We start from the raw sequence: 18,353 nt of genomic DNA on the forward strand, positions 1-18,353 counted from the left end.
CCTAAAGCGGCCCTTCGTTGTAAAGAATCAGTAAAACGCCGACAACGGAAACAAGTCACCGTTTTGCAAATGGTAATGACGATTATCACCGGGTAAATGCGATTACCCGACGCTTCTACACGCGGCTTTCACCAGCATTAACAACTAAACCCGTGTACTTCGCGTGCATCAGCCGCTGGCGACGATGGCGATGCCCATGACGACCATGAAGATGGCGAACACCCGCTTCAACGCCTTGCCACCGATGCGGTGCGCGAGCTTCGTTCCGTAGGGTGCGGCGAGCACGGAGGCGATGGCGACACCGATCGCGGCCGGCAGATAGATGTAACCGATCGCATGCGACGGCAACGCACCGGGTGGCGCATGCAGCGCATAGCCGAATGCGCTGGCGATCCCGATGGCGACGCCGCACGCACTGGAGGTACCCACGGCACGCACGGGCTGCACGCCGCGCGCCACCAGCAGCGGCACGGTCATGCTGCCGCCACCGATGCCCACCACGGCGGACACCGCGCCGATCACCGAACCCGCGGCGCTCATCGCCGGACCGCGCGGCGCCGGCACGCCCCGCCCTTCCGGATTTGCGTTGCCGCCGAACGCCATCTGCGCGCCGGCGACGAAGCAGTATCCCGCCACGATCCAGCGCAACACGCCGTCATCCAGATACACCGCCAGGCCGCTGCCCAGCCAGCCACCCAGCAGCAGGCCCGGCACCATCCATGCGACGGTCGGCCACAGTACGCTGCCGCGGCGATGATGCGAATACGCCGACGACGTCGCCGTCAGCACGATGCTCGCCAGCGAACTCGCCAGTGCGGCATGCATCGCGGCCTCTTTCGGAATGCCATGCAGCGGCAGGATCCACGCCAGCGCAGCGACCAACACCAGGCCGCCGCCGATGCCCAGCAATCCTGCAAGAACGCCGGCCAACACACCAAGCACCGGAAAAATCCACACACCTTCCACTTGCCACCTCACTGTCGCGGCCTGTTGTCTACGGGTCGGTTCAGGCGGCTTGGGTATAGTCCCGGCATGATCCGTCTCTCCCCTTTTATCGTACTCGTTGCCTTCACGGGCCTGTGCGCCGCCCCGGTCCTGCATGCGCAGACGCTCGATGCTCAACGCCCCGCCATGCGCGATGCGCTCGCCGCCGCGGAGGCGGGCCGCTTCAATGCCGCGGCCTCGTCATCCCTCGCGGGCCATCCGCTGTACGGATGGGTCGAACTGGCGGCCCTGCGTCGCGACCCCGATGCGATCTCGACCGCACAGGCGCAGGCGTTTCTCGCGCGCTACGACGGCCAGGCCGTCGCCGCGCAGCTTCGCAACGTGTGGCTGGCCGCGTTGGCGCGCCGACAGGACTGGCCCACGTTCCTCGCCGCATGGCGACCGACCGACAGTGTCGCCCTGCAGTGCGCGCACCTGCAGGCGCGCCAGGCTACCGGACGCACGGATGCCGCATGGACCGAACAGGCGCAGGCACTCTGGCGCAAGGGCGCCAAATCGTTGCCCGATGGCTGCGACCCCGTATTCAACCTGCTCGCCAGCCAGGGCGCGCTGACGCCGGCGCTGCGGTGGGAGCGCATCGAGGCCGCCGCCGCCGAGCGCCAGACCGGCGTGATGCGCAGTGCCGCACGCGGCCTGCCGCCCGACGAGGCCACGCTCGCCAATGACTACGCGGCCTTCCTCGATGCCGTCCATCCCCGCGCGTTGAATTGGCCCAGGACCGATCGCAGTCGCCGCATGGCCGCCTACGGCCTGGCGAAGCTCGCCCAGAACGATCCCGATACCGCCGAACGCCTGCTGCCGCAGTACGCGGACGCGCTGGGCATGGGCGACCGCGAGCGCGGCCAGGTGCTCTACCAGATCGCGCTGTGGACGGTCGCATCCTATGGGCCGGATTCCGCTCGGCGGCTGGGCAACGTGCCCGAATCGGCCTACGACGAGCGCCTGCACGAGTGGCGCGTGCGCGAAGCGCTCTCCCGCGGCGACTGGCCGGCGTCGCTCGCGGCGCTGCGGAAGATGCCGCCGTCGCAACGCAACGACTCGCGCTGGCGCTACTTCGAAGCGCGCATGAGCGAGAAGACCGGCGACCGCACCAGTGCGCAGCGCCTGTATCGTGAGACCGCGTCCAGCCCCACCTTCCACGGCTTCCTCGCGGCCGACCGCCTGGAACAACCCTATGCGCTGTGCGCCTGGATTCCCAACGACCCCGCCACCGCCAAGCAGGCCGTCGCGCGCGATCCCGCGATCGTGCGCGCGATGGAGTTGTGGCAGCTGGAACGCCCCGGCTGGGCGACGGCCGAATGGAACGACGCACTGTCGCGCTTCGACGATACCCAGCGCCGCCTCGCGGTGGAGGTCGCGCAGGACAACGGCTGGTTCGACCGTGCCGTGTTTTCGCTGGGCAAACAGCCCGACGAACAGCGCCTGTACCAGTTGCGCTTCCCGCTGCACCACGGCGACACCATCCGGCGCGAGGCCGCCCGGCACGACATCGATCCCGCCTGGGTCGCGGCCGAGATCCGCGCGGAGAGCATCTTCAACCCGAAGGCGCGCTCCGGCGCCAACGCGATGGGCCTGATGCAGGTATTGCCGTCGACCGGGGCGGGCGTCGCCAAGCGGTGGAGCATCCCGTACGCCGGCGCGGCGAGCCTGTACAACGCGGACACCAACATCGCCATCGGCACGGCCTACCTGCGTGAAATGGAGGACAAGTACGCGGTGCCGTACGTCGCCATCGCCGCCTACAACGCAGGACCGGCACCGACCGCCCGCTGGCAGTCGCAGCGCCCGGGCTTCGACCCGGACATCTGGATCGAAACGATCAGCTACAAGGAAACGCGCGAATACGTGGCGCGCGTGCTCGCCTTCAGCGTGATCTACGACTGGCGCCTCAACGGCACCGCGCTGCCGGTCAGCGATCGCCTGATGGGCCGCGTGCAGGCCAAGCGCAAGGCCTTCACGTGTCCGACCGCGCAGATGCCGAAGAGCTGAGGCGCGGCTCCCCGCAGGAGCGACGTGAGTCGCGACCGCGAAAACAGAACGGGCAGGACCCGTACCGAAGGGTCACATCTTCGGCGGATCCATTGCGCACCAACAGAAGGCTCATGACCCGCACCGATCGCGGTCGCGACCCACGTCGCTCCTACAGGAACGCCGCATTGCGCTTCCGATCCGGCATCATGCCGGCATGAAAACCTATCTCGTCGGCGGCGCGGTACGCGACCGGTTGCTCGGCTTGGCACCGGGCGACCGCGACTGGGTCGTGGTCGGCGCGACGCAGGCGCAGATGGAGGCGCAGGGCTTCAAGGCCGTCGGCCGCGACTTCCCGGTGTTCCTGCATCCGGACACCGCCGAGGAGTACGCCCTCGCGCGCACCGAGCGCAAGAGCGGCCGCGGCTACCGCGGCTTCGTCGTCGATGCCGACCCCTCGGTGACGCTGGAGGAAGACCTGCAGCGGCGCGACTTCACCCTCAATGCCATCGCGCAGGACGAGGACGGCTCGCTCGTCGATCCCTATGGCGGCGCGCGGGATATCGAAGCGCGCGTGCTGCGCCACGTGGGCGAGGCCTTCGTCGAGGATCCGCTGCGCGTGCTGCGTGCGGCGCGCTTCATGGCGCGCTTCGCGTCGCTCGGCTTCACCGTCGCGCCGGAGACGATGGCGCTGATGCGCGACATGGTCGCCGGCGGCGAACTGGACACCCTGGTGCCCGAGCGCGTCTGGCAGGAACTCCGCCGCGCGCTGGCCTCGGCGACGCCATCAGCGTTCCTCGCCACGCTGCGCACCTGCGGCGCGCTGGCCGTGGTACTGCCGGAAGTCGATGCGTTGTATGGCGTGCCGCAGCGCGCGGAGTACCACCCGGAAGTGGACACCGGCCTCCATCAGCAGATGGTCAGCGACATGGCGGCACGGCTCGCGCCCGGCGACGCGCGCATCGGCTTCGCCGCGCTGGTGCACGACCTCGGCAAGGCGTTGACGCCGGCCGACGTGCTGCCCAAGCACATCGGCCACGAGCATGCGGGCGTGAAGCCGGTGATCGCGCTGTGCGAACGCCTCAAGGTCCCGATCGACCATCGCGAGCTGGCGGTGATGGCCTGTCGCGAACACCTCAACGTGCATCGCCTGGCCGAACTGCGCGATGCCACCGTGGTCGAGCTGCTCACGCGCTGCGACGCGTTCCGCCGGCCGGAACGCATCCCCTGGCTGGCGACCGTCTGCGAGGCCGACAAGCGTGGCCGCGGCGGCAACGAAGACGCGGACTATCCGCAGGGCCGCGAGCTGGTGCGACTGCACGAGGCCGCCTGCGGTGTGGGCGCGCGGGACGTGGTGCGCGAGGGCATGTCGGGGCCGGAGATCGGCGTCGCCATGCATGCCGCGCGCGTGGCGGCGGTACATCGCGCCCGTCAGGCCAGCGGTTGATCCTCGCGCACCCTCGTCATCCTCCACCGGACATCGTCGCGTTCGCGGCGGCAGGCTTCGTGCGACCTGTCACCACCCGAGGGATCGACATGGGAAACGCGCGCGAAGCTGGCGCGCCCGTCACCGCGGCGGCGCGGTGCCTTACATGACCGGCGTGCAGCTCAGTCTGTCGCCGAAGAAGTCCACGCTGGCCTCGCCCTGGTGCTCCCAGTATTCGACGCCCACGCGCCCGTACTTGGCGCCGCTGGCCGCCGGCTGGGGGAACACGATGGCCTGGTCGTTGCCCAGCATCATCACCGCGGCCTGCGGATCGATGTCGTTGTAGTACGTCATGGTGAAGGGTTCGCGGTTGTTGCTGCAGCGGAACGCCACCTTCTTCGGCGTGGCCGCGCCGGGCGCGGCGATGGCCAGTTCGACCAGACGCGTCCGGTACGCGTCCAGTACGCACAGGCGCAGGTCCGACTGCTTCCAGCACTCGTCGCGTCCCTTGGCCCAGCCACGCTGCGCGGCCGGATCGGGCGCCTGCGCTTCCGCATACCTGGCGGCCAGCTGGCGATCCAGCGCAGCGAGTTCGGCATCGCCGCAGACGAGCTTCTCGGCGTCGCTTGCTGCGCGCACGCAGTCGAACGAAGGAGGCGCCATGGCGGACGGCGCGGTAGTACCCGCCTGGCCGGCCGGCGCCGCGACCGTCGCGGCGCCGGCATCCGCGGGCGCGGGCGCGGGCGTGGGTGCCTCAGGCGGCACGACATCCGGCTTGCAGGCGGCAAGCAGCAACAGGGCGGTGCAGGACAGGGGCGCTTTCATCGGCAGGCTCCGGCTGGGCGGATGCGCATGCTAGCGCCGGGCGCGTGATGGCGGTCTCAGCGCGACAGGCGCAGGCGGCTGATCGTGCCGCGCCCCGGCACCGACTGGATCGACAGTGTCCAGCCCAGGTGTTCGCACAAGCGCGCCAGCAGGTCGAGGCCGATGCCACCGCCCTCGCGGCCACCGCCCCGTGCCATCTGCGCGTACAGGCGGCTGATGTCTTCCGGCGTCATCCCGTGCCCGGGATCCTGCAGGGTGACGGTGGTGTCGGCGTCGAGCCGGACATGGATCTCGCCGCGGTCGCTGTTCTCGATGGCGTTGCGCAACAGGTTGCCGATCGCGGCCTGCACGATATGCAACGGCGCCGACACGCTGCTGGGCTGCAGGTCGTCGACGACGATGGACAGGTCCTTGCCCACCATCAGATGGCGATGGTCGTCGATAATCTCGGGCAGCAGTTCGTGCAGCATCACCAGCTCGTTGTTGCGCGACAGCCTCGCCGGGTCCTTGGCCAGCGTCAGCAGGAGTGCGATCAGCCGCTCGACGTCGCGCGCGGTCCGATGGATGCGCTGCACCTGCTGGCGTGCCGCTGCCGGCAGAGCCGGCTGGCCCAGTGCGAGTTCGCTGGCACCGGCGATGATGGCGATGGGGGTGCGCAGTTCGTGGCTGGCGGTGTCGATGAAGACGCGCTCGCGTTCGACGAAGTCTTCATGGCGCCGCAGGTAGTCGTTGAGCGCGCTGGCGATGACCACCAGTTCGGCGCTCGCCTTCTCGCCCACGGCGATGCGCTGTCCTGCGCGATCCGGTGCGAGCGCGCCGATGTCGCCGGCCAGGTCCTGCAGCGGCCGCAGCGACCGTCGCAGGCCCCAGGCGACCAGCGCACCCATGACCACCACCAGCCCGATCGCCAGGCCGAGCACGGTGAGCGTCAGCGTGTCCTCCTGCGACTCCAGCTCGGTGATGTCGAGCACCAGCGTGTAGCGCACGCCCTGTTCCGCCCGCACCAGCACCAGCACCTCGCGGTCGCCGAGGACCAGTTCGTCGTGGATCCCCTCCGGCAGCAATGCCAGGGTCGGCGGTGGCGCGCGACCGGGCACGCTGTACAGCTGCAGGTCGTCGGTGTCGCGCCAGCGGTAACGCGGATCGTCGTTGAGCCGTTCCACGTGATGGTCGAGCTCGGTCCGCATCAGCGAATCCCAGACCAGCCGCTCGGCGACCTCGTTGAGGATGTAGCCGTGCAGCACCACGGCCATGGTCAGCAGCAGCGCGTAACCGCCCAGCCACATCAGGATGTGCGCACGCAGGCTGCGGCGGGGCTTCATGCCTCTTTCGCCTCGTGCGGCACCGCAAGGCGGTAACCGGTACGCGGCAGCGTCTGGATCAGCTTGACCGGGAACGGGCCATCGACGCTGCGCCGCAATTCGTAGATGTGCGAGCGGAGCATGTCGCCGTCCGGCGGATCGTCGCCCCACAGCGCGTGCTCCAGCTGCTGCCGCGTGACCGCGGCAGGACTGGCCTGCATCAATGTCTCCAGCAGCCTGCGGCAGGCGGGGTACAGATGCAGCGGCCTGCCGCCGCGCGTGACCTCCAGCGTCGCCAGGTCCAGCTTCAGGTCGTGCACTTCCAGCACCTTGCGGCGCTGCCGTCCGTGCAGGCGCGCCATCAGGGCTTCCAGCCGGACCTCGAGCTCGGGCAACGCGAACGGCTTGGTCAGGTAGTCGTCCGCGCCCGCGCGGAATCCGGCGATCTTGTCGGGGAGCTCGTCGCGCGCGGTCAGCATGATCACCGGCACCGTGGAATCCTGCTCTTCGCGCAGCCGCCGCAGCACCTCGGGTCCTTCGAGCCGCGGCAGCATCCAGTCCAGCACGATGGCGTCGTAGGCCTGGGTACTGGCCAGATGCAGGCCGGTGACGCCGTCGGGCGCAGCGTCCAGCGTGTGGCCGCGCGCTTCGAAGTAATCGAACAGGTTCGCCACCAGATTCCGGTTGTCTTCGATCACCAGCAGCCGCATCGGAAGCATCCGCGTCAGGAGAGGACCGGCAGCATCGCAGGCCGGAGGTCGAAGCGACGTCGGAATTCCGACGGTTCTCTTACGCCCCATGATCCACCATCGGGCGCCCGCCTGCAGACCGACCACGCCACCGATGCGACCGATCCCTCTCCGACGCGCCCCCCGCTGGCAGCTGCCGCTGCTGGCCGTGCTGATGGTGTGGGCGCTGCTGGCGGGCCTGGGGCTGCGCGACCCGATGCCGGCCGACGAGCCCCGCTTCGTGCTGGCCGCACGGACGATGGTGGAGACGGGACAGTGGCTGTTTCCCCATCGTGGCGTCGAGCTGTATGCCGAGAAGCCCCCGGTCTTCATGTGGCTGCAGGCGGCGAGCTATCGGCTGGTGCGCGACTGGGACGTGGCCTTCCTGTTGCCTTCGCTGCTCGCCGCGCTGCTGACGCTGTGGCTGTCCGGCGATCTCGCGCGCCGGCTGTGGGGACGCCGCGCGGTGCCGTATGCGGTGTTCGGCCTGTTCGTCTGCCTGCAGTTCGCGCTGCAGGCCAAGCGTGCGCAGATCGACATGGTGCTGGTGGGCATGACCATACTGTCGCTGTGGGCCTTGCTGCGCTATCTGCTGGAGAAGCCGAGCCCGTGGCTGCTGGCGCTCGGCGCGTTCGCCGCCGGGCTGGGCACGGTGACCAAGGGTGTCGGCTTCCTGCCCCTCCTGGTGTTCATTCCCTGGCTGTGGGTACGGCGGAAATCGCCGCAGGACCTGCCTGTGCACCGGGGCGCACACGCGCTGGCGGGCGTGGCCGGCTTTCTGCTGGGCGCCGGTGTGTGGCTGGTGCCGATGTTGTCCGTCGCGCTGACCTCCACCGATCCCGCGCTGCATGCGTACGCGCGCGAGATGCTGTTCAAGCAGACCGGCACGCGCTACGCCAACGCCTGGCACCACGTGAAACCGGCGTGGTACTACCTGCAGACGATGCTGACGCTGTGGCTGCCGGGCGTCCTGCTCGCGCCGTGGCTGCTGCCGGCCTGGTGGCGGCGCCTGCGCCGCGTCGATGCGCGTTACGCGCTGCTGCTCGGCTGGGCGCTGCTGGTGCTGGTGTTCTTCAGCGCCAGCCCGGGCAAGCGCGAGGTCTACGTTTTCCCGATGCTGCCGGCGCTCGCGGTGGCGGCAGCGCCGCTGCTGGCCGGCCTGCTGCGGCGTCGCGGCGTGCGCGCGGTGCTGTGGACCTACATGGCCGTGCTGGCGACGGTCGCCGGTGCGCTGGGACTGTGGCTGCTGACGGCCTCGCCCGAACGCGTGCATGCGCTGGTCGACGGCCGCGGCATGGACATGGCCACGGTCGCGCAGATGAGCCGGTGGCTGCTCGGCTTCGCGGGGGTGGCGACCGCGGTGATGGTGGCGGCCAGACGCCAGGTGGCGATCGCGCTGGTTGCGGTGACGGCGGCGCTGTGGACGGCGTATGGCTTGGGTTTCATGCCGGCGATCAGTCCGGACAGTTCGGCCAGGGCGCTGATGCAACGCGTCGGCGAACGCATCGGGCCGGAGGCCGAACTGGCCCTGCTGGGCTGGCGCGAACAGCATCTGCTGCAGGCCGACCGGCCGGTCACCGACTTCGGTTTCAAGCAGCCTTGGGTGGACCAGTGGCAGCACGCGCATGCCTGGCTGCTGGAAGCGCCGGGCAGGCGCTGGCTGTTCCTGCGCAAGGACGCCCTCGGTCCCTGCCTGGATCCGTCGCGGGTGATCGACATCGGCGCGTCCAATCGCCGCGCCTGGATCCTGGCGCCGGGCGACGCGTGGATTCCGGGCTGCGATGTGCCGGCCACCTGGTCCGCCGACGTCAGCGAAGACTGAACACCGAACAACATCGTGGGGCCGCGCGAGGCGTTTAACGCGGTTCCGACAGCGGTCCGACCGCACTACGACATCGTCGCGACCAGCATGCGCGCACTTCTCTCTCTGCGTGCCGCATGTCCGCCTCTCCGACGTCCTTCGCCACCGTTCCCGAGCAGCGCCTGTCCGGCCTGCTGCCGGTCTCGGTGATCCTGTTGATCGCGGCCTGGCTGGCCGCGCAGTCGCTCGACCACCCATGGGCGTCGTGGCTGTTCCACCTCCAGGGAGACGCCTGGTCGCACAAGAACAGCTTCGTGCTGGAAACGGCACTGCATCGGGGAGGACGCCTGCTCAGCCAGCTGGCGTGGGCGGGCATGCTGCTGGCGACGTTGGTGCGCTGGCGCACGCCCTCTGCAGATCGATGGACGCGTCCCGCCGCGCGCCTGCTGGTGGCCGTGTTCATATCCACGGCATGCGTGGCGTGGCTCAAGGCGACGACGCACATGGACTGCCCGTGGGATCTGGTCGGCTTCGGCGGGGAACGCCCGTTCGTTCCCCTGTTCGGGCACCGGTCGGCCGGGCTCGGTGCACCCGCCTGCTTCCCCGCCGCGCATGCCGCGAGCGGTTACGCCTGGGTCGCGCTGTACTTCTTCTTCCTGCATGCGGCGCCCCGCTGGCGCCACGCCGGACTGGCCGCCGGCCTGCTGGCCGGTCTGGTGTTCGGACTGGCGCAACAGCTGCGCGGTGCGCACTTCCTGTCGCACGACATCGCCAGCCTGGCCATCTGCTGGGCCGTGGCCTGCGGTGTCGATCGCATCGGCACGTGGCGCAGGCCGCTCGCCGCCGGGGAGGCACGCGCATGAGCACCTCGGTCTTCGACGCCGTCGCGACCTCGGCGCGCTGGCGGCACGTGCGGGCGCGGCTGCTGGTGCGCCCGCAGGTGTCGACGGAGGGGCTGATCCTGTGCGCCTGCCTGTACTTCAGCCTGTTCGCCAATGCGGTGTTCTGGCAGGCGGCCGCGCCGCATCCCTGGCTGCAGTGGCGATGGACGCTGTCGCTGTTCCTGCTGGTCACCGCCGCCCATGGCGTGTGGCTGTCGCTGCTGGTCTGGCGCCGTACCGCGCGCGTGGTGCTGTCGGTGCTGGTGGTGCTGGCGGCGATGGCAGGGCATTACATGGCGGCGTATGGCATCTACATCGATGCCGACATGGTCCGCAACGTGCTGCATACCGACTGGCGCGAAGCCAGCGACCTCGCGGGCGCCGATATCCTGCTGCCGCTGCTGGCCGCGCTGCCGGCGTTGCTGGTGATCTGGCGGGTGCGCCTGCGCGAGCGCACGTGGGCGCGGACGCTGGGCATGCGCGCCGCTTTCCTCGGCGGCATGGTGGTGGTCGGCGTGCTGGGCGTCCTGCCGTCCACGCAGCAGCTGACCGCATTCCTGCGCAACCAGCGCGAAGTGCGTTATCTGGTGACCCCGGCGAACGTGCTGGTGTCGCTGGCCAAGGTGGTCAGCGAGGAGCCGCCGGGACAGAAGCGCGCGCTGCTGCCGATCGGCGAGGACGCCGTGCAGTCGCCCGCCGCCACCATGCGCCGTCCGCGGCTGCTGGTGCTGGTGGTCGGCGAGACCGCGCGCGCCGCCAACTGGGGCCTCAATGGCTATGCGCGCCAGACCACACCGGAGCTGGCCAAGCGCGACGTCCTCAACTTCCCGCATGTCACTTCCTGCGGCAGCAGCACGGAAGTTTCGCTGCCGTGCATGTTCTCGCCGTGGGGGCGCGCGCATTACGACGAGAAGGAAATCCGCAGCCACCAGTCGCTGTTGCATGTCCTGCAGCGTGCCGGCGTCGCCACGCTGTGGCGCGACAACCAGTCCGGCTGCAAGGGGGTCTGCGATGGCCTGCCGGTCGAGGATCTGCATGCCCGTACGGATGCCGGCCTGTGCAACGGCAAGCGCTGCTACGACGGCATCCTGCTCGCGGGCCTGGCCGACGACGCACGTCGCCAGAAGGGCGACCAGGTGATCGTGCTGCACATGCTGGGCAACCATGGGCCCACGTATTCCGAACGCTATCCGGCGGCGTTCCGCGCCTATTCGCCGGTCTGCGCCACGTCGGACCTGGAGCGTTGCACGCAGGCGCAGATCACCAACGCCTACGACAACGCCTTGCGCTACACCGACCACGTGCTCGCATCGGCCGTCGACCAGCTGGCCGCGCTGGATGGCTACGACACCGCCCTGCTGTACGTGTCCGACCACGGCGAGTCGCTGGGCGAGAAGGGCCTGTACCTGCACGGGATGCCGTACTCGATCGCCCCCCGCGAACAGCTGGAGGTGCCGATGGTCGCCTGGTTCTCCGACGGCTGGCGCCGGTCCACCCATCTCGACGACCGCTGCCTGCGACGGCAGGCGAGCGGCGAACACAGCCACGACGACCTGTTCCATACGGTCCTGGGCCTCACCGACGTGAAGACGGATCTGTACCGCCCGGACCACGACATTTTCCTGACCTGCAGGAGCGCAGGCTGATGCTGAACGTACCGACCCCTCCTGTCATGAGCCTGTCCGTCGTCATTCCCGTCTACAACGAGCGCGGCAACATCGGGCCGCTGGTCCACGAAGTCGTGCGCCACCTGCGGGGCCGCGTGGCGTTCGACGTCATCTGCGTGGACGACCACTCCGACGACGACACGCGCGACGTCCTGGCGGGCCTGAAGGCCGAAGTGCCGGAACTGCGCGTGCTGTTGCACCAGCAGCGCAGCGGCCAGAGCGCCGCCATCCGCACCGGCGTCAAGCACGCGCTGTCGCCGTGGATCGCCACCCTCGATGGCGACGGGCAGAACGATCCCGCCGACATCCTGAAGCTGATCGCGGCGCGCGACGGCGGCAATCCGCAGACCAAGCTCTTCGCCGGCTGGCGCGTGGACCGCAAGGACACCGCCAGCAAGCGCTGGGCCTCGCGCTGGGCCAACCGCATCCGCCAGCGTCTGCTGCGCGACGACACGCCCGACACCGGCTGCGGCATCAAGCTGTTCGAGCGCGCCGCCTTCCTCGAGTTGCCGTACTTCGACCACATGCACCGCTATCTGCCGGCGCTGATGCAGCGTGCGGGTTGGAAGACCGTCAGCGTGCCGGTCTCGCACCGGCCGCGCGGCTCGGGACACTCCAAGTACACCAACCTTGGACGCGCACTGGTCGGCATCCGCGACCTGATGGGCGTGTCCTGGCTGATCCAGCGCAGCCACGTGACGCCGATCAGCGAACTGAACGTGGGACGCAAGCCATGAGCGTGATGGACCAGGAAATCCTGTGGCTGGGCTGGACCGGCCTGCACATGACGCCATGGAAACTGATCGGCCTGACCGGCGCGGCGCTGTTCGGCGCACGCTGGCTGGTGCAGTTCGTCGCCTCGCGCCGGGCGCGTCGGCCGGTGATCCCGCGCCTGTTCTGGTACATGAGCCTGGCCGGCAGCCTGATGGCGCTCAGCTACTTCGTTTTCTCGTCGAAACAGGATGCGGTGGGCGTGCTGCAGAACCTGTTGCCCGCGTTCACCGCGGCGTACAGCCTGTATCTGGATGTCCGCCACGGTCGCGAACAGCGGCTCGCCGCGGGCGATCCGCCGGCGCACGCGGCACGATGATCAGCTCGGGTTCGGCGTGAGCTTCAGCAGGCGTCCGCCACCGCCATCTTCCAGCAGCCACAACGCGCCATCGGGGCCCTGCTCGACCTCGCGTATGCGCTTGCCCATCGGATAGCGGCGGGCCTCGCGCGCCTGCGTGCCGGTGAATTCGATCTCGATCAGCGCCTGCGACGCCAGTCCGCCGATGAATCCCTTGCCGCGGAACCACGGGAACAGGTTGCCCGAATAGATCACGAAGCCTGCCGGTGCGATCACCGGCGTCCACCAGGCCTTGGGCGCATTGAAGTCCGGACGCGTGGGGTGGTCGGGGATATTCGTGCCGTCGTAGTGGTTGCCGTTGGAGACCACGGGCCAGCCGTAGTTGGCGCCGCGCTCGATCAGGTTCAGTTCGTCACCGCCGGCCGGTCCCATTTCGTGCGTCCACAGCCGGCCCGCATTGTCGAAGGCGATGCCGAGCATGTTGCGGTGGCCCAGCGTCCACACCTGCGCCGCGACACCGCCCTGCGCGGCGAACGGATTGTCGGGCGGAACGCTGCCATCGTCGTTGAGCCGGATCAGCTTGCCCAGCGAGGACTGCAGATCCTGAGCCGGCGTCTGCTGGTCGCGTTCGCTCGAGGTGATCCACAGCTTGCCGTCGGCACCGAACGCGAGCCGGTGGCCGTAATGGTTCGCACCAGCGACCTTCGGCGTCTGGCGCCAGATCACCTGCAGGTTGGACAGGCTGCCGCCATTGCCGCTGGCGTCGAGCTGCAGGGTGGCGCGCGCCACCGCCGCGCCGCGGGTGCCGCCGCTGCCGGCCTCCGCATAGCTGAGGTAGACCAGCCGGTTGTCGACGAAGCGGGGATGCAACAGCACGTCGCCCAACCCGCCCTGACCGCCGTACGAGACGGCCGGAATACCGATGACCTCGCCGACCTGGCCGTTGGCGACATTGGCCAGCCTCAACCGGCCGGACTTCTCGGTCACCAGCAGACGCCCGTCGGGCAGGAAGGTCATCGCCCACGGCTCGTTGAAGGTGGCCACCGGCGTGCTGGTGAACGGCGGATCGGGCACCAGGCGTGCGCGCGACAGGCCGGCCATGACGCGTCCCCCGTCCGCGGACGCTGTCGACGGGGCACGGGTCTCGGCGGGCAGCGATGCGACGGGCGGCGTCGCTGCGGGGCGCGACGCCACCGCGACCTCCAGGCCCTTGTCGTCCAGGGTCGCCCGCTGGCACGCGGACAGGCAGAGAACACAGGCGAGCAGCAGCGGCATCTTCATGCAGGCGGCATCCGGCGGTGGGCTGTCTGCCGTTTTAACCCGGCCCGGGGCAGGAAAGCGTGACGATGGCGGCGCTTCAGACCTTCACGTACCAGCCGCGACGGTCCATCGCCCAGACCACCAGCCACCACACGCCGACGAAGGCGAGTGCGAACGCCAGCGAAGGCACGTAGGCGCCGAACCGGGGCGTCATCCAGTCGGCGAAGCCGTACCGGTACAGCGGCCCCATCCAGCCCGTGCCGAGCACGACGTAGGTCATCACCGCCGCCCCCACGTACGCGGCGATGGCGTTGACGCCGAAGCGGCGACCGATCGCGGGCCCGCCGAGGCGATCCACCAGCGCGTGCGCGAGCAGCAGGGCGAGCATCGCGCAGCCGGCGGTGAACAGCGCGTACGACGACGTCCACAGCGCCTTGTTCAACGGAAACAGCAGCGACCATGCCAAGCCCAGCACGACCATCGCAACGCCCGCCCCACCGAGCGCACGAAGCGCGCCGGTGCGCAATGCGCCGCCGGCCCGCACGCCGAGCAGCGTCGTAGCGATGGCGGGTAGCGTGCTCAGCATTCCTTCCGGATCCTGTCCGCGCATCGCCGCCGCATCCCACTGGTACAGCCACGGCCCGAACAGCGCGGTATCCACGCGTGCCGCCAGATTCGTATACGGCGCGTAGCCCCAGGGCGCCATCAGCGCCCAGTAGCCGAGCAACAGGGCAACGACCAGCGCCCACTGCAGGCGCGGCTTCACGTACAGGGCGATCATGCCGGCGACGGCGAAACACAGCCCGATCCGCTGCAGCACGCCCCAGGGCCGGAACGACGTCCGGTCCAGCAGCAGGTACGCCAGCAGGTGCAGCGACAGGCCGAGCGCCACGATCTTCACGGCGCGCCACAGTACCGCGCGCACCAGCACCGGTCTGGCGACGCCCGCTTCCGCACGCGGCACCACGCCCAAGGTGATCGAGACACCGACGATGAACAGGAAGAACGGGAACACGAGATCGGTCGGCGTGACGCCATGCCATTCGGCATGCAACAGCGGCGCGTACACATGCGACCAGTCGCCCGGCGTGTTGACCAGCAGCATGGCGGCGACCGTCAGGCCACGCAGGGCATCGACGGACGCGAACCGGGCCGGCGCGGCACTCATGCAGCGGACGTCACTCGCCGCCGATCCAGGTGCCCATCACCCGGAGGTCGGCATCCAGCGCGACCAGATCGGCACGGAAGCCGGGCACGATGCGGCCGTGCGAACGCCCCAGGCCGAGGAACTCCGCCGGATAGGTCGAGGCCATGCGCGCCGCTTCGTCCAGCGGCAGGCCGAGCAGCCGCACGCTGTTGCGCACGGCGGTCGCCATGTCCAGCGCCGAGCCGGCCAGCGAGCCGGCGGCATTGCGCACCACGCCATCGACGGCGGTGATGGTTTCGCCGTAGAGATCGAAGGCCGGATCGTCGGAACCGACCATCGGCATCGCATCCGTCACCAGGAACACCTTGCCGCGCGGCTTGGCCGCCAGCGCCACGCGCAGGCTGGCCGGATGCACGTGTACGCCATCGACGATCACGCCGCACCAGCAGCCATCGTCCTCCAGCGCCGCGCCGACCGCGCCGGGCTCGCGTCCCTGCAGCGGCGACATCGCGTTGTAGAGGTGGGTGAAGCCGGACACGCCCGCGTCGATGCCGTCGCGGATCTGCTCGTAGGTCGCGGCCGTATGACCGGCGACGACGATCGCGCCACGCGCGACCATCGCGCGGATGGTGTCGGCCGGCACCTGCTCCGGCGCCAGCGTCAGCAGCGTCACGCCGTTGTCGAGCGAGGTGGCCATCGCGACCTCGTCCGGCGCCGGCACGCGGAACTTGCCAGCGTCGTGCGTGCCCTTGCGTGCGGGCGCGATGTACGGCCCTTCCAGATGGATGCCGAGCACGCCCGGCACGCGCTGTTCTATCGCGACGCGGGTGGCCGCGATGGCGCGCGCCATCACGTCCGCATCGTCGCTGATCAACGTCGGCAGCAGGCCGGTGGTGCCGAAGCGCCGATGCGCCTGCGCGATGGTGCGGATCGCATCGACGCTGGGATCGTTGTTGAACAACGCGCCGCCGCCGCCGTTCACCTGCGCATCGATGAAGCCCGGCACGAGCGCCGCACCCCGCAGGTCCTGGCGGATGGCATCGGCAGGCACCGCACCGTCGGCGACAAGATCGACGATCAGTCCCTCCTGCATCAGCACCGCCAGCCCATCGACGAAGCCATCGGGCGTCAGCACGCGGGCATTGCAGAGGGCGGTGGCGGGACGCGTCGTGTTCATACCGTTTCGGTGACCTTGTTGAGGTGCGGCGGCACGTCGGGATTGTGGCCTCGGCGCAGCGCGAGCGCATTGATCGCGCGGTAGAAACTCTGGATGGTCAGCAGCGGCGCGCACGCCGGATGCGGCGCGGCGACCAGCGGCAGGTCGCCCTGCCGCGACGCCACCCACACCTGCGCACCGCGACCACGGAACTCCTGCGCCAGCGCCAGCGTACCCGCTTCGGTTTCATCGGGCTGCGCGAAACACAGCACCGGAAAGCCCGGACCGACCAGGGCCATCGGCCCGTGTTTCACTTCGGCCGAACTGTAGGCTTCGGCATGCAGGCCGCAGGTCTCCTTGAACTTCAGCGCCGCTTCCTGCGCCGCCGCCAGACCGAGGCCGCGCCCGAGGACAAACAGGTTGTGCGCGCCCACCAGGCCTTCGGTGAGCGGCGACCAGTCGGCCTGCCACGCGCGCTGCAGCGCTTCGGGCAAGGCGCGCGTCGCATCGTGCAGCGGCGCTTCGTCCTTCCAGTACGCGGCGAGCTGAAGGATGGCGGCCAGCGAACCGAGATAGCTCTTGGTCGCCGCCACGCTGCGCTCCGGGCCCGCATGCATCGGCAGTACGGTATCGGCCAGCTGCGCCAGCGGCGAGTCGGCGACGTTGACGACGGCGACCACGCGCGCACCCGCCTCCTTGGCGGCGGTCGCGTTGCTCAACAGGTCGGGACTCTTGCCCGACTGCGAGATCACGACGTACAGCGCGCCCTCCAGCCGCTGCTTCGCTTCATAGACAGAGCCCACCGACGGCGAAGCCGATGCGGTCACCACGCCCAGTTGCGTCTCGAACAGGTACTTCGCATAGGTGGCGGCATGGTCCGAGCTGCCGCGCGCACAGGTGACGACGAACGGCGGTGGATTGCGCCGCAGGTCATCCGCGAGCGCCTTCACCGTACCGGCATTGCGTGTGTACTGGTCGGCGATGATCGTGGACGCCTGGGCGGCCTCCTGGTGCATCAGGGTATCGGCGGGAGCAGGAAGCGATGTCGTCATGGCGTGGAGGGTTCGGGTCTCTCGGCGCGCGGCCGGACCGGCGCGGTGGATCCGCGCACGACCAGTTGCGGCACGAAGCCCTGGTTGTGCACGGGTGTGGGATGGTCGTCGTAGGCGTCGGTCCGCAGGCCGGCGATCAGCAGGCGCGCCGCCTGCTTGGCAATGTCCTGGGTGGCTTGCTTGGCGGTGGTCAGCGGCGGCCACGACTGCTTGGAGAACGGGCTGTCCTCGAAGCCGGCGATGGACAGGTCGTAGGGCACGTTCATGCCGGCCGACTTGGCCGCCGCGAGCACACCGGCGGCGATTTCATCGTTGGAACCGAAGATCGCCGTCGGCGGCTCGCGCAGCGCGAGCAGGCGACGCGCGCCACGGAAGCCATCGTCGAAGGTGTAGTCGCCCGGCACGACGAGATGCTTGTCGAGCGTGATGCCGTAATCCTTCAGCGCCTTTTCGTAGCCGGCGTAGCGCTCGGTACTCGACCGGTGCGCCAGCCCACCCCACAGGAACCCGATGCGCTGGTGGCCCAGCTGGATCAGGTGCTCGGTGATCTCGTAGGCGGCGTCGCGGTCGTCGACGTAGACGCAGGGCAGGCCATCCTCGGGATCCTCGGTCGCGGCGATGATGCGGACCAGCTTCACGCCGCGCGCGGCGAGCGCGGTGACCAGGTCGGCGCGCTCGGACATCGGCGCGGTCAGCACCAGGCCCGCCAGGCGCGAACGCTGCACGAATTCCACCAGCTCTTCCGCCAGCAGCGGCGAGGTGGAGTCGACCGGATGGATCTGCAGGCCGAAGCCGGTTTCCTTGCACGCCGCCAGTACACCGTTCTGCACACCGATGATGTGGTAGGGGTTGGGGTTGTCGTACACCAGCCCGATCACGAAGGGCGTACCGCTGCGCAGGTTGCGCGCGGACTGGTCCGGCTCGTAGTCCAGTTCGGCGATCGCGTGCAGCACGCGCGTCCGCGTGCCCTGCAGCACCGAAGGTTCGTTGTTGATGACCCGGGACACGGTCTTCAGCGAGACCTTCGCGCGTTCGGCGACGTCCTTGATGGTGGGTCGGCGCATGGG

16 protein-coding genes are annotated in these 18,353 nt (G+C 69.5%); 7 read left to right on the forward strand and 9 right to left on the reverse strand.

Annotation, left to right across the window (positions count from 1 at the left end):
* Window positions 1-168: 168 nt before the first annotated feature.
* Complete coding sequence (locus AC1Q5B_RS03240; RefSeq protein WP_492630293.1) at window positions 169-942, reverse strand: sulfite exporter TauE/SafE family protein; 774 nt, start codon at window positions 940-942, stop codon at window positions 169-171.
* Between the two features lie 90 nt (window positions 943-1,032).
* Between AC1Q5B_RS03240 and AC1Q5B_RS03245 the strand changes: the two genes are divergently transcribed.
* Window positions 1,033-2,994, forward strand: coding sequence for a transglycosylase SLT domain-containing protein (locus AC1Q5B_RS03245; RefSeq protein ID WP_492630294.1), 1,962 nt, complete (start codon window positions 1,033-1,035; stop codon window positions 2,992-2,994).
* Window positions 2,995-3,190: 196 nt separating this feature from the next.
* Window positions 3,191-4,420, forward strand: a complete 1,230-nt coding sequence (locus AC1Q5B_RS03250) for a multifunctional CCA addition/repair protein (RefSeq protein WP_492630295.1) — start codon at window positions 3,191-3,193, stop codon at window positions 4,418-4,420.
* A gap of 141 nt (window positions 4,421-4,561) precedes the next feature.
* Here the strand turns inward: AC1Q5B_RS03250 and AC1Q5B_RS03255 are convergent, their stop codons facing one another.
* From AC1Q5B_RS03255 to AC1Q5B_RS03265, 3 genes are read right to left on the reverse strand one after another with little or no spacing between them, the layout of a single operon-like run.
* Window positions 4,562-5,224, reverse strand: coding sequence for an MliC family protein (locus AC1Q5B_RS03255; protein WP_492630296.1), 663 nt, complete (start codon window positions 5,222-5,224; stop codon window positions 4,562-4,564).
* A 56-nt stretch (window positions 5,225-5,280) separates the two neighbouring features.
* Window positions 5,281-6,546: a sensor histidine kinase gene (locus AC1Q5B_RS03260; RefSeq protein WP_492630297.1), complete on the reverse strand. Its 1,266-nt coding sequence runs from the start codon at window positions 6,544-6,546 to the stop codon at window positions 5,281-5,283.
* Complete coding sequence (locus tag AC1Q5B_RS03265; protein WP_492630298.1) at window positions 6,543-7,235, reverse strand: response regulator transcription factor; 693 nt, start codon at window positions 7,233-7,235, stop codon at window positions 6,543-6,545. The genes AC1Q5B_RS03260 and AC1Q5B_RS03265 overlap by 4 nt, the downstream gene beginning before the upstream one ends.
* 133 nt (window positions 7,236-7,368) lie before the next feature.
* On the opposite strand from AC1Q5B_RS03265, the gene AC1Q5B_RS03270 reads away from it, so the two are divergent.
* The 5 genes from AC1Q5B_RS03270 to AC1Q5B_RS03290 all read left to right on the forward strand — a co-directional run bounded on the left by AC1Q5B_RS03270 (window position 7,369) and on the right by AC1Q5B_RS03290 (window position 12,692).
* On the forward strand, window positions 7,369-9,075 hold the full coding sequence (locus tag AC1Q5B_RS03270; protein ID WP_492630299.1) for an ArnT family glycosyltransferase: 1,707 nt from the start codon (window positions 7,369-7,371) through the stop codon (window positions 9,073-9,075).
* A 116-nt stretch (window positions 9,076-9,191) separates the two neighbouring features.
* Window positions 9,192-9,917, forward strand: a complete 726-nt coding sequence (locus AC1Q5B_RS03275) for a phosphatase PAP2 family protein (protein WP_492630300.1) — start codon at window positions 9,192-9,194, stop codon at window positions 9,915-9,917.
* Window positions 9,914-11,581, forward strand: coding sequence for a phosphoethanolamine transferase (locus tag AC1Q5B_RS03280; RefSeq protein WP_492630301.1), 1,668 nt, complete (start codon window positions 9,914-9,916; stop codon window positions 11,579-11,581). The genes AC1Q5B_RS03275 and AC1Q5B_RS03280 overlap by 4 nt, the downstream gene beginning before the upstream one ends.
* 26 nt (window positions 11,582-11,607) lie before the next feature.
* Window positions 11,608-12,339 carry a glycosyltransferase family 2 protein gene (locus AC1Q5B_RS03285; RefSeq protein ID WP_492630302.1) on the forward strand — a complete coding sequence of 244 codons (732 nt, stop codon included), beginning with the start codon at window positions 11,608-11,610 and terminating at the stop codon, window positions 12,337-12,339.
* The gene (locus tag AC1Q5B_RS03290; RefSeq protein ID WP_492630303.1) at window positions 12,336-12,692 is read left to right on the forward strand and encodes a lipid-A-disaccharide synthase N-terminal domain-containing protein; all 357 of its coding nucleotides are present in this window, start codon (window positions 12,336-12,338) and stop codon (window positions 12,690-12,692) included. Before AC1Q5B_RS03285 ends, AC1Q5B_RS03290 begins: the two co-directional genes overlap by 4 nt.
* Here AC1Q5B_RS03290 and AC1Q5B_RS03295 read toward each other — a convergent pair whose 3' ends face one another.
* The 5 genes from AC1Q5B_RS03295 to AC1Q5B_RS03315 all read right to left on the reverse strand — a co-directional run bounded on the left by AC1Q5B_RS03295 (window position 12,693) and on the right by AC1Q5B_RS03315 (window position 18,350).
* Entirely contained in the window at window positions 12,693-13,772 is a 1,080-nt protein-coding gene (locus AC1Q5B_RS03295; RefSeq protein ID WP_492630937.1) for a PQQ-dependent sugar dehydrogenase, read from the reverse strand.
* Between the two features lie 256 nt (window positions 13,773-14,028).
* Window positions 14,029-15,099, reverse strand: a complete 1,071-nt coding sequence (locus AC1Q5B_RS03300) for an acyltransferase family protein (RefSeq protein ID WP_492630304.1) — start codon at window positions 15,097-15,099, stop codon at window positions 14,029-14,031.
* Window positions 15,100-15,109: 10 nt separating this feature from the next.
* Window positions 15,110-16,255, reverse strand: a complete 1,146-nt coding sequence (gene nagA / locus AC1Q5B_RS03305; RefSeq protein WP_492630305.1) for an N-acetylglucosamine-6-phosphate deacetylase — start codon at window positions 16,253-16,255, stop codon at window positions 15,110-15,112.
* Entirely contained in the window at window positions 16,252-17,286 is a 1,035-nt protein-coding gene (locus AC1Q5B_RS03310; RefSeq protein ID WP_492630306.1) for an SIS domain-containing protein, read from the reverse strand. Before AC1Q5B_RS03310 ends, nagA begins: the two co-directional genes overlap by 4 nt.
* A complete protein-coding gene (locus tag AC1Q5B_RS03315) occupies window positions 17,283-18,350 on the reverse strand; it encodes a LacI family DNA-binding transcriptional regulator (RefSeq protein ID WP_492630307.1) in 1,068 nt (355 codons plus the stop codon). Before AC1Q5B_RS03315 ends, AC1Q5B_RS03310 begins: the two co-directional genes overlap by 4 nt.
* Window positions 18,351-18,353 lie beyond the last annotated feature (3 nt).

The organism is Pseudoxanthomonas sp. GW835-FHT14C01, assembly GCF_058793715.1.

Coding starts and splice junctions, on each gene's coding strand:
- AC1Q5B_RS03245 (WP_492630294.1), top strand. CDS start 1,033: ATGATCCGTCTCTCCCCTTTTATCGTACTCGTTGCCTTCACGGGCCTG.
- AC1Q5B_RS03250 (WP_492630295.1), top strand. CDS start 3,191: ATGAAAACCTATCTCGTCGGCGGCGCGGTACGCGACCGGTTGCTCGGC.
- AC1Q5B_RS03255 (WP_492630296.1), bottom strand. CDS start 5,224: ATGAAAGCGCCCCTGTCCTGCACCGCCCTGTTGCTGCTTGCCGCCTGC.
- AC1Q5B_RS03260 (WP_492630297.1), bottom strand. CDS start 6,546: ATGAAGCCCCGCCGCAGCCTGCGTGCGCACATCCTGATGTGGCTGGGC.
- AC1Q5B_RS03265 (WP_492630298.1), bottom strand. CDS start 7,235: ATGCGGCTGCTGGTGATCGAAGACAACCGGAATCTGGTGGCGAACCTG.
- AC1Q5B_RS03270 (WP_492630299.1), top strand. CDS start 7,369: ATGCGACCGATCCCTCTCCGACGCGCCCCCCGCTGGCAGCTGCCGCTG.
- AC1Q5B_RS03275 (WP_492630300.1), top strand. CDS start 9,192: ATGTCCGCCTCTCCGACGTCCTTCGCCACCGTTCCCGAGCAGCGCCTG.
- AC1Q5B_RS03280 (WP_492630301.1), top strand. CDS start 9,914: ATGAGCACCTCGGTCTTCGACGCCGTCGCGACCTCGGCGCGCTGGCGG.
- AC1Q5B_RS03285 (WP_492630302.1), top strand. CDS start 11,608: ATGAGCCTGTCCGTCGTCATTCCCGTCTACAACGAGCGCGGCAACATC.
- AC1Q5B_RS03290 (WP_492630303.1), top strand. CDS start 12,336: ATGAGCGTGATGGACCAGGAAATCCTGTGGCTGGGCTGGACCGGCCTG.
- AC1Q5B_RS03295 (WP_492630937.1), bottom strand. CDS start 13,772: ATGGCCGGCCTGTCGCGCGCACGCCTGGTGCCCGATCCGCCGTTCACC.
- AC1Q5B_RS03300 (WP_492630304.1), bottom strand. CDS start 15,099: ATGAGTGCCGCGCCGGCCCGGTTCGCGTCCGTCGATGCCCTGCGTGGC.
- nagA (WP_492630305.1), bottom strand. CDS start 16,255: ATGAACACGACGCGTCCCGCCACCGCCCTCTGCAATGCCCGCGTGCTG.
- AC1Q5B_RS03310 (WP_492630306.1), bottom strand. CDS start 17,286: ATGACGACATCGCTTCCTGCTCCCGCCGATACCCTGATGCACCAGGAG.
- AC1Q5B_RS03315 (WP_492630307.1), bottom strand. CDS start 18,350: ATGCGCCGACCCACCATCAAGGACGTCGCCGAACGCGCGAAGGTCTCG.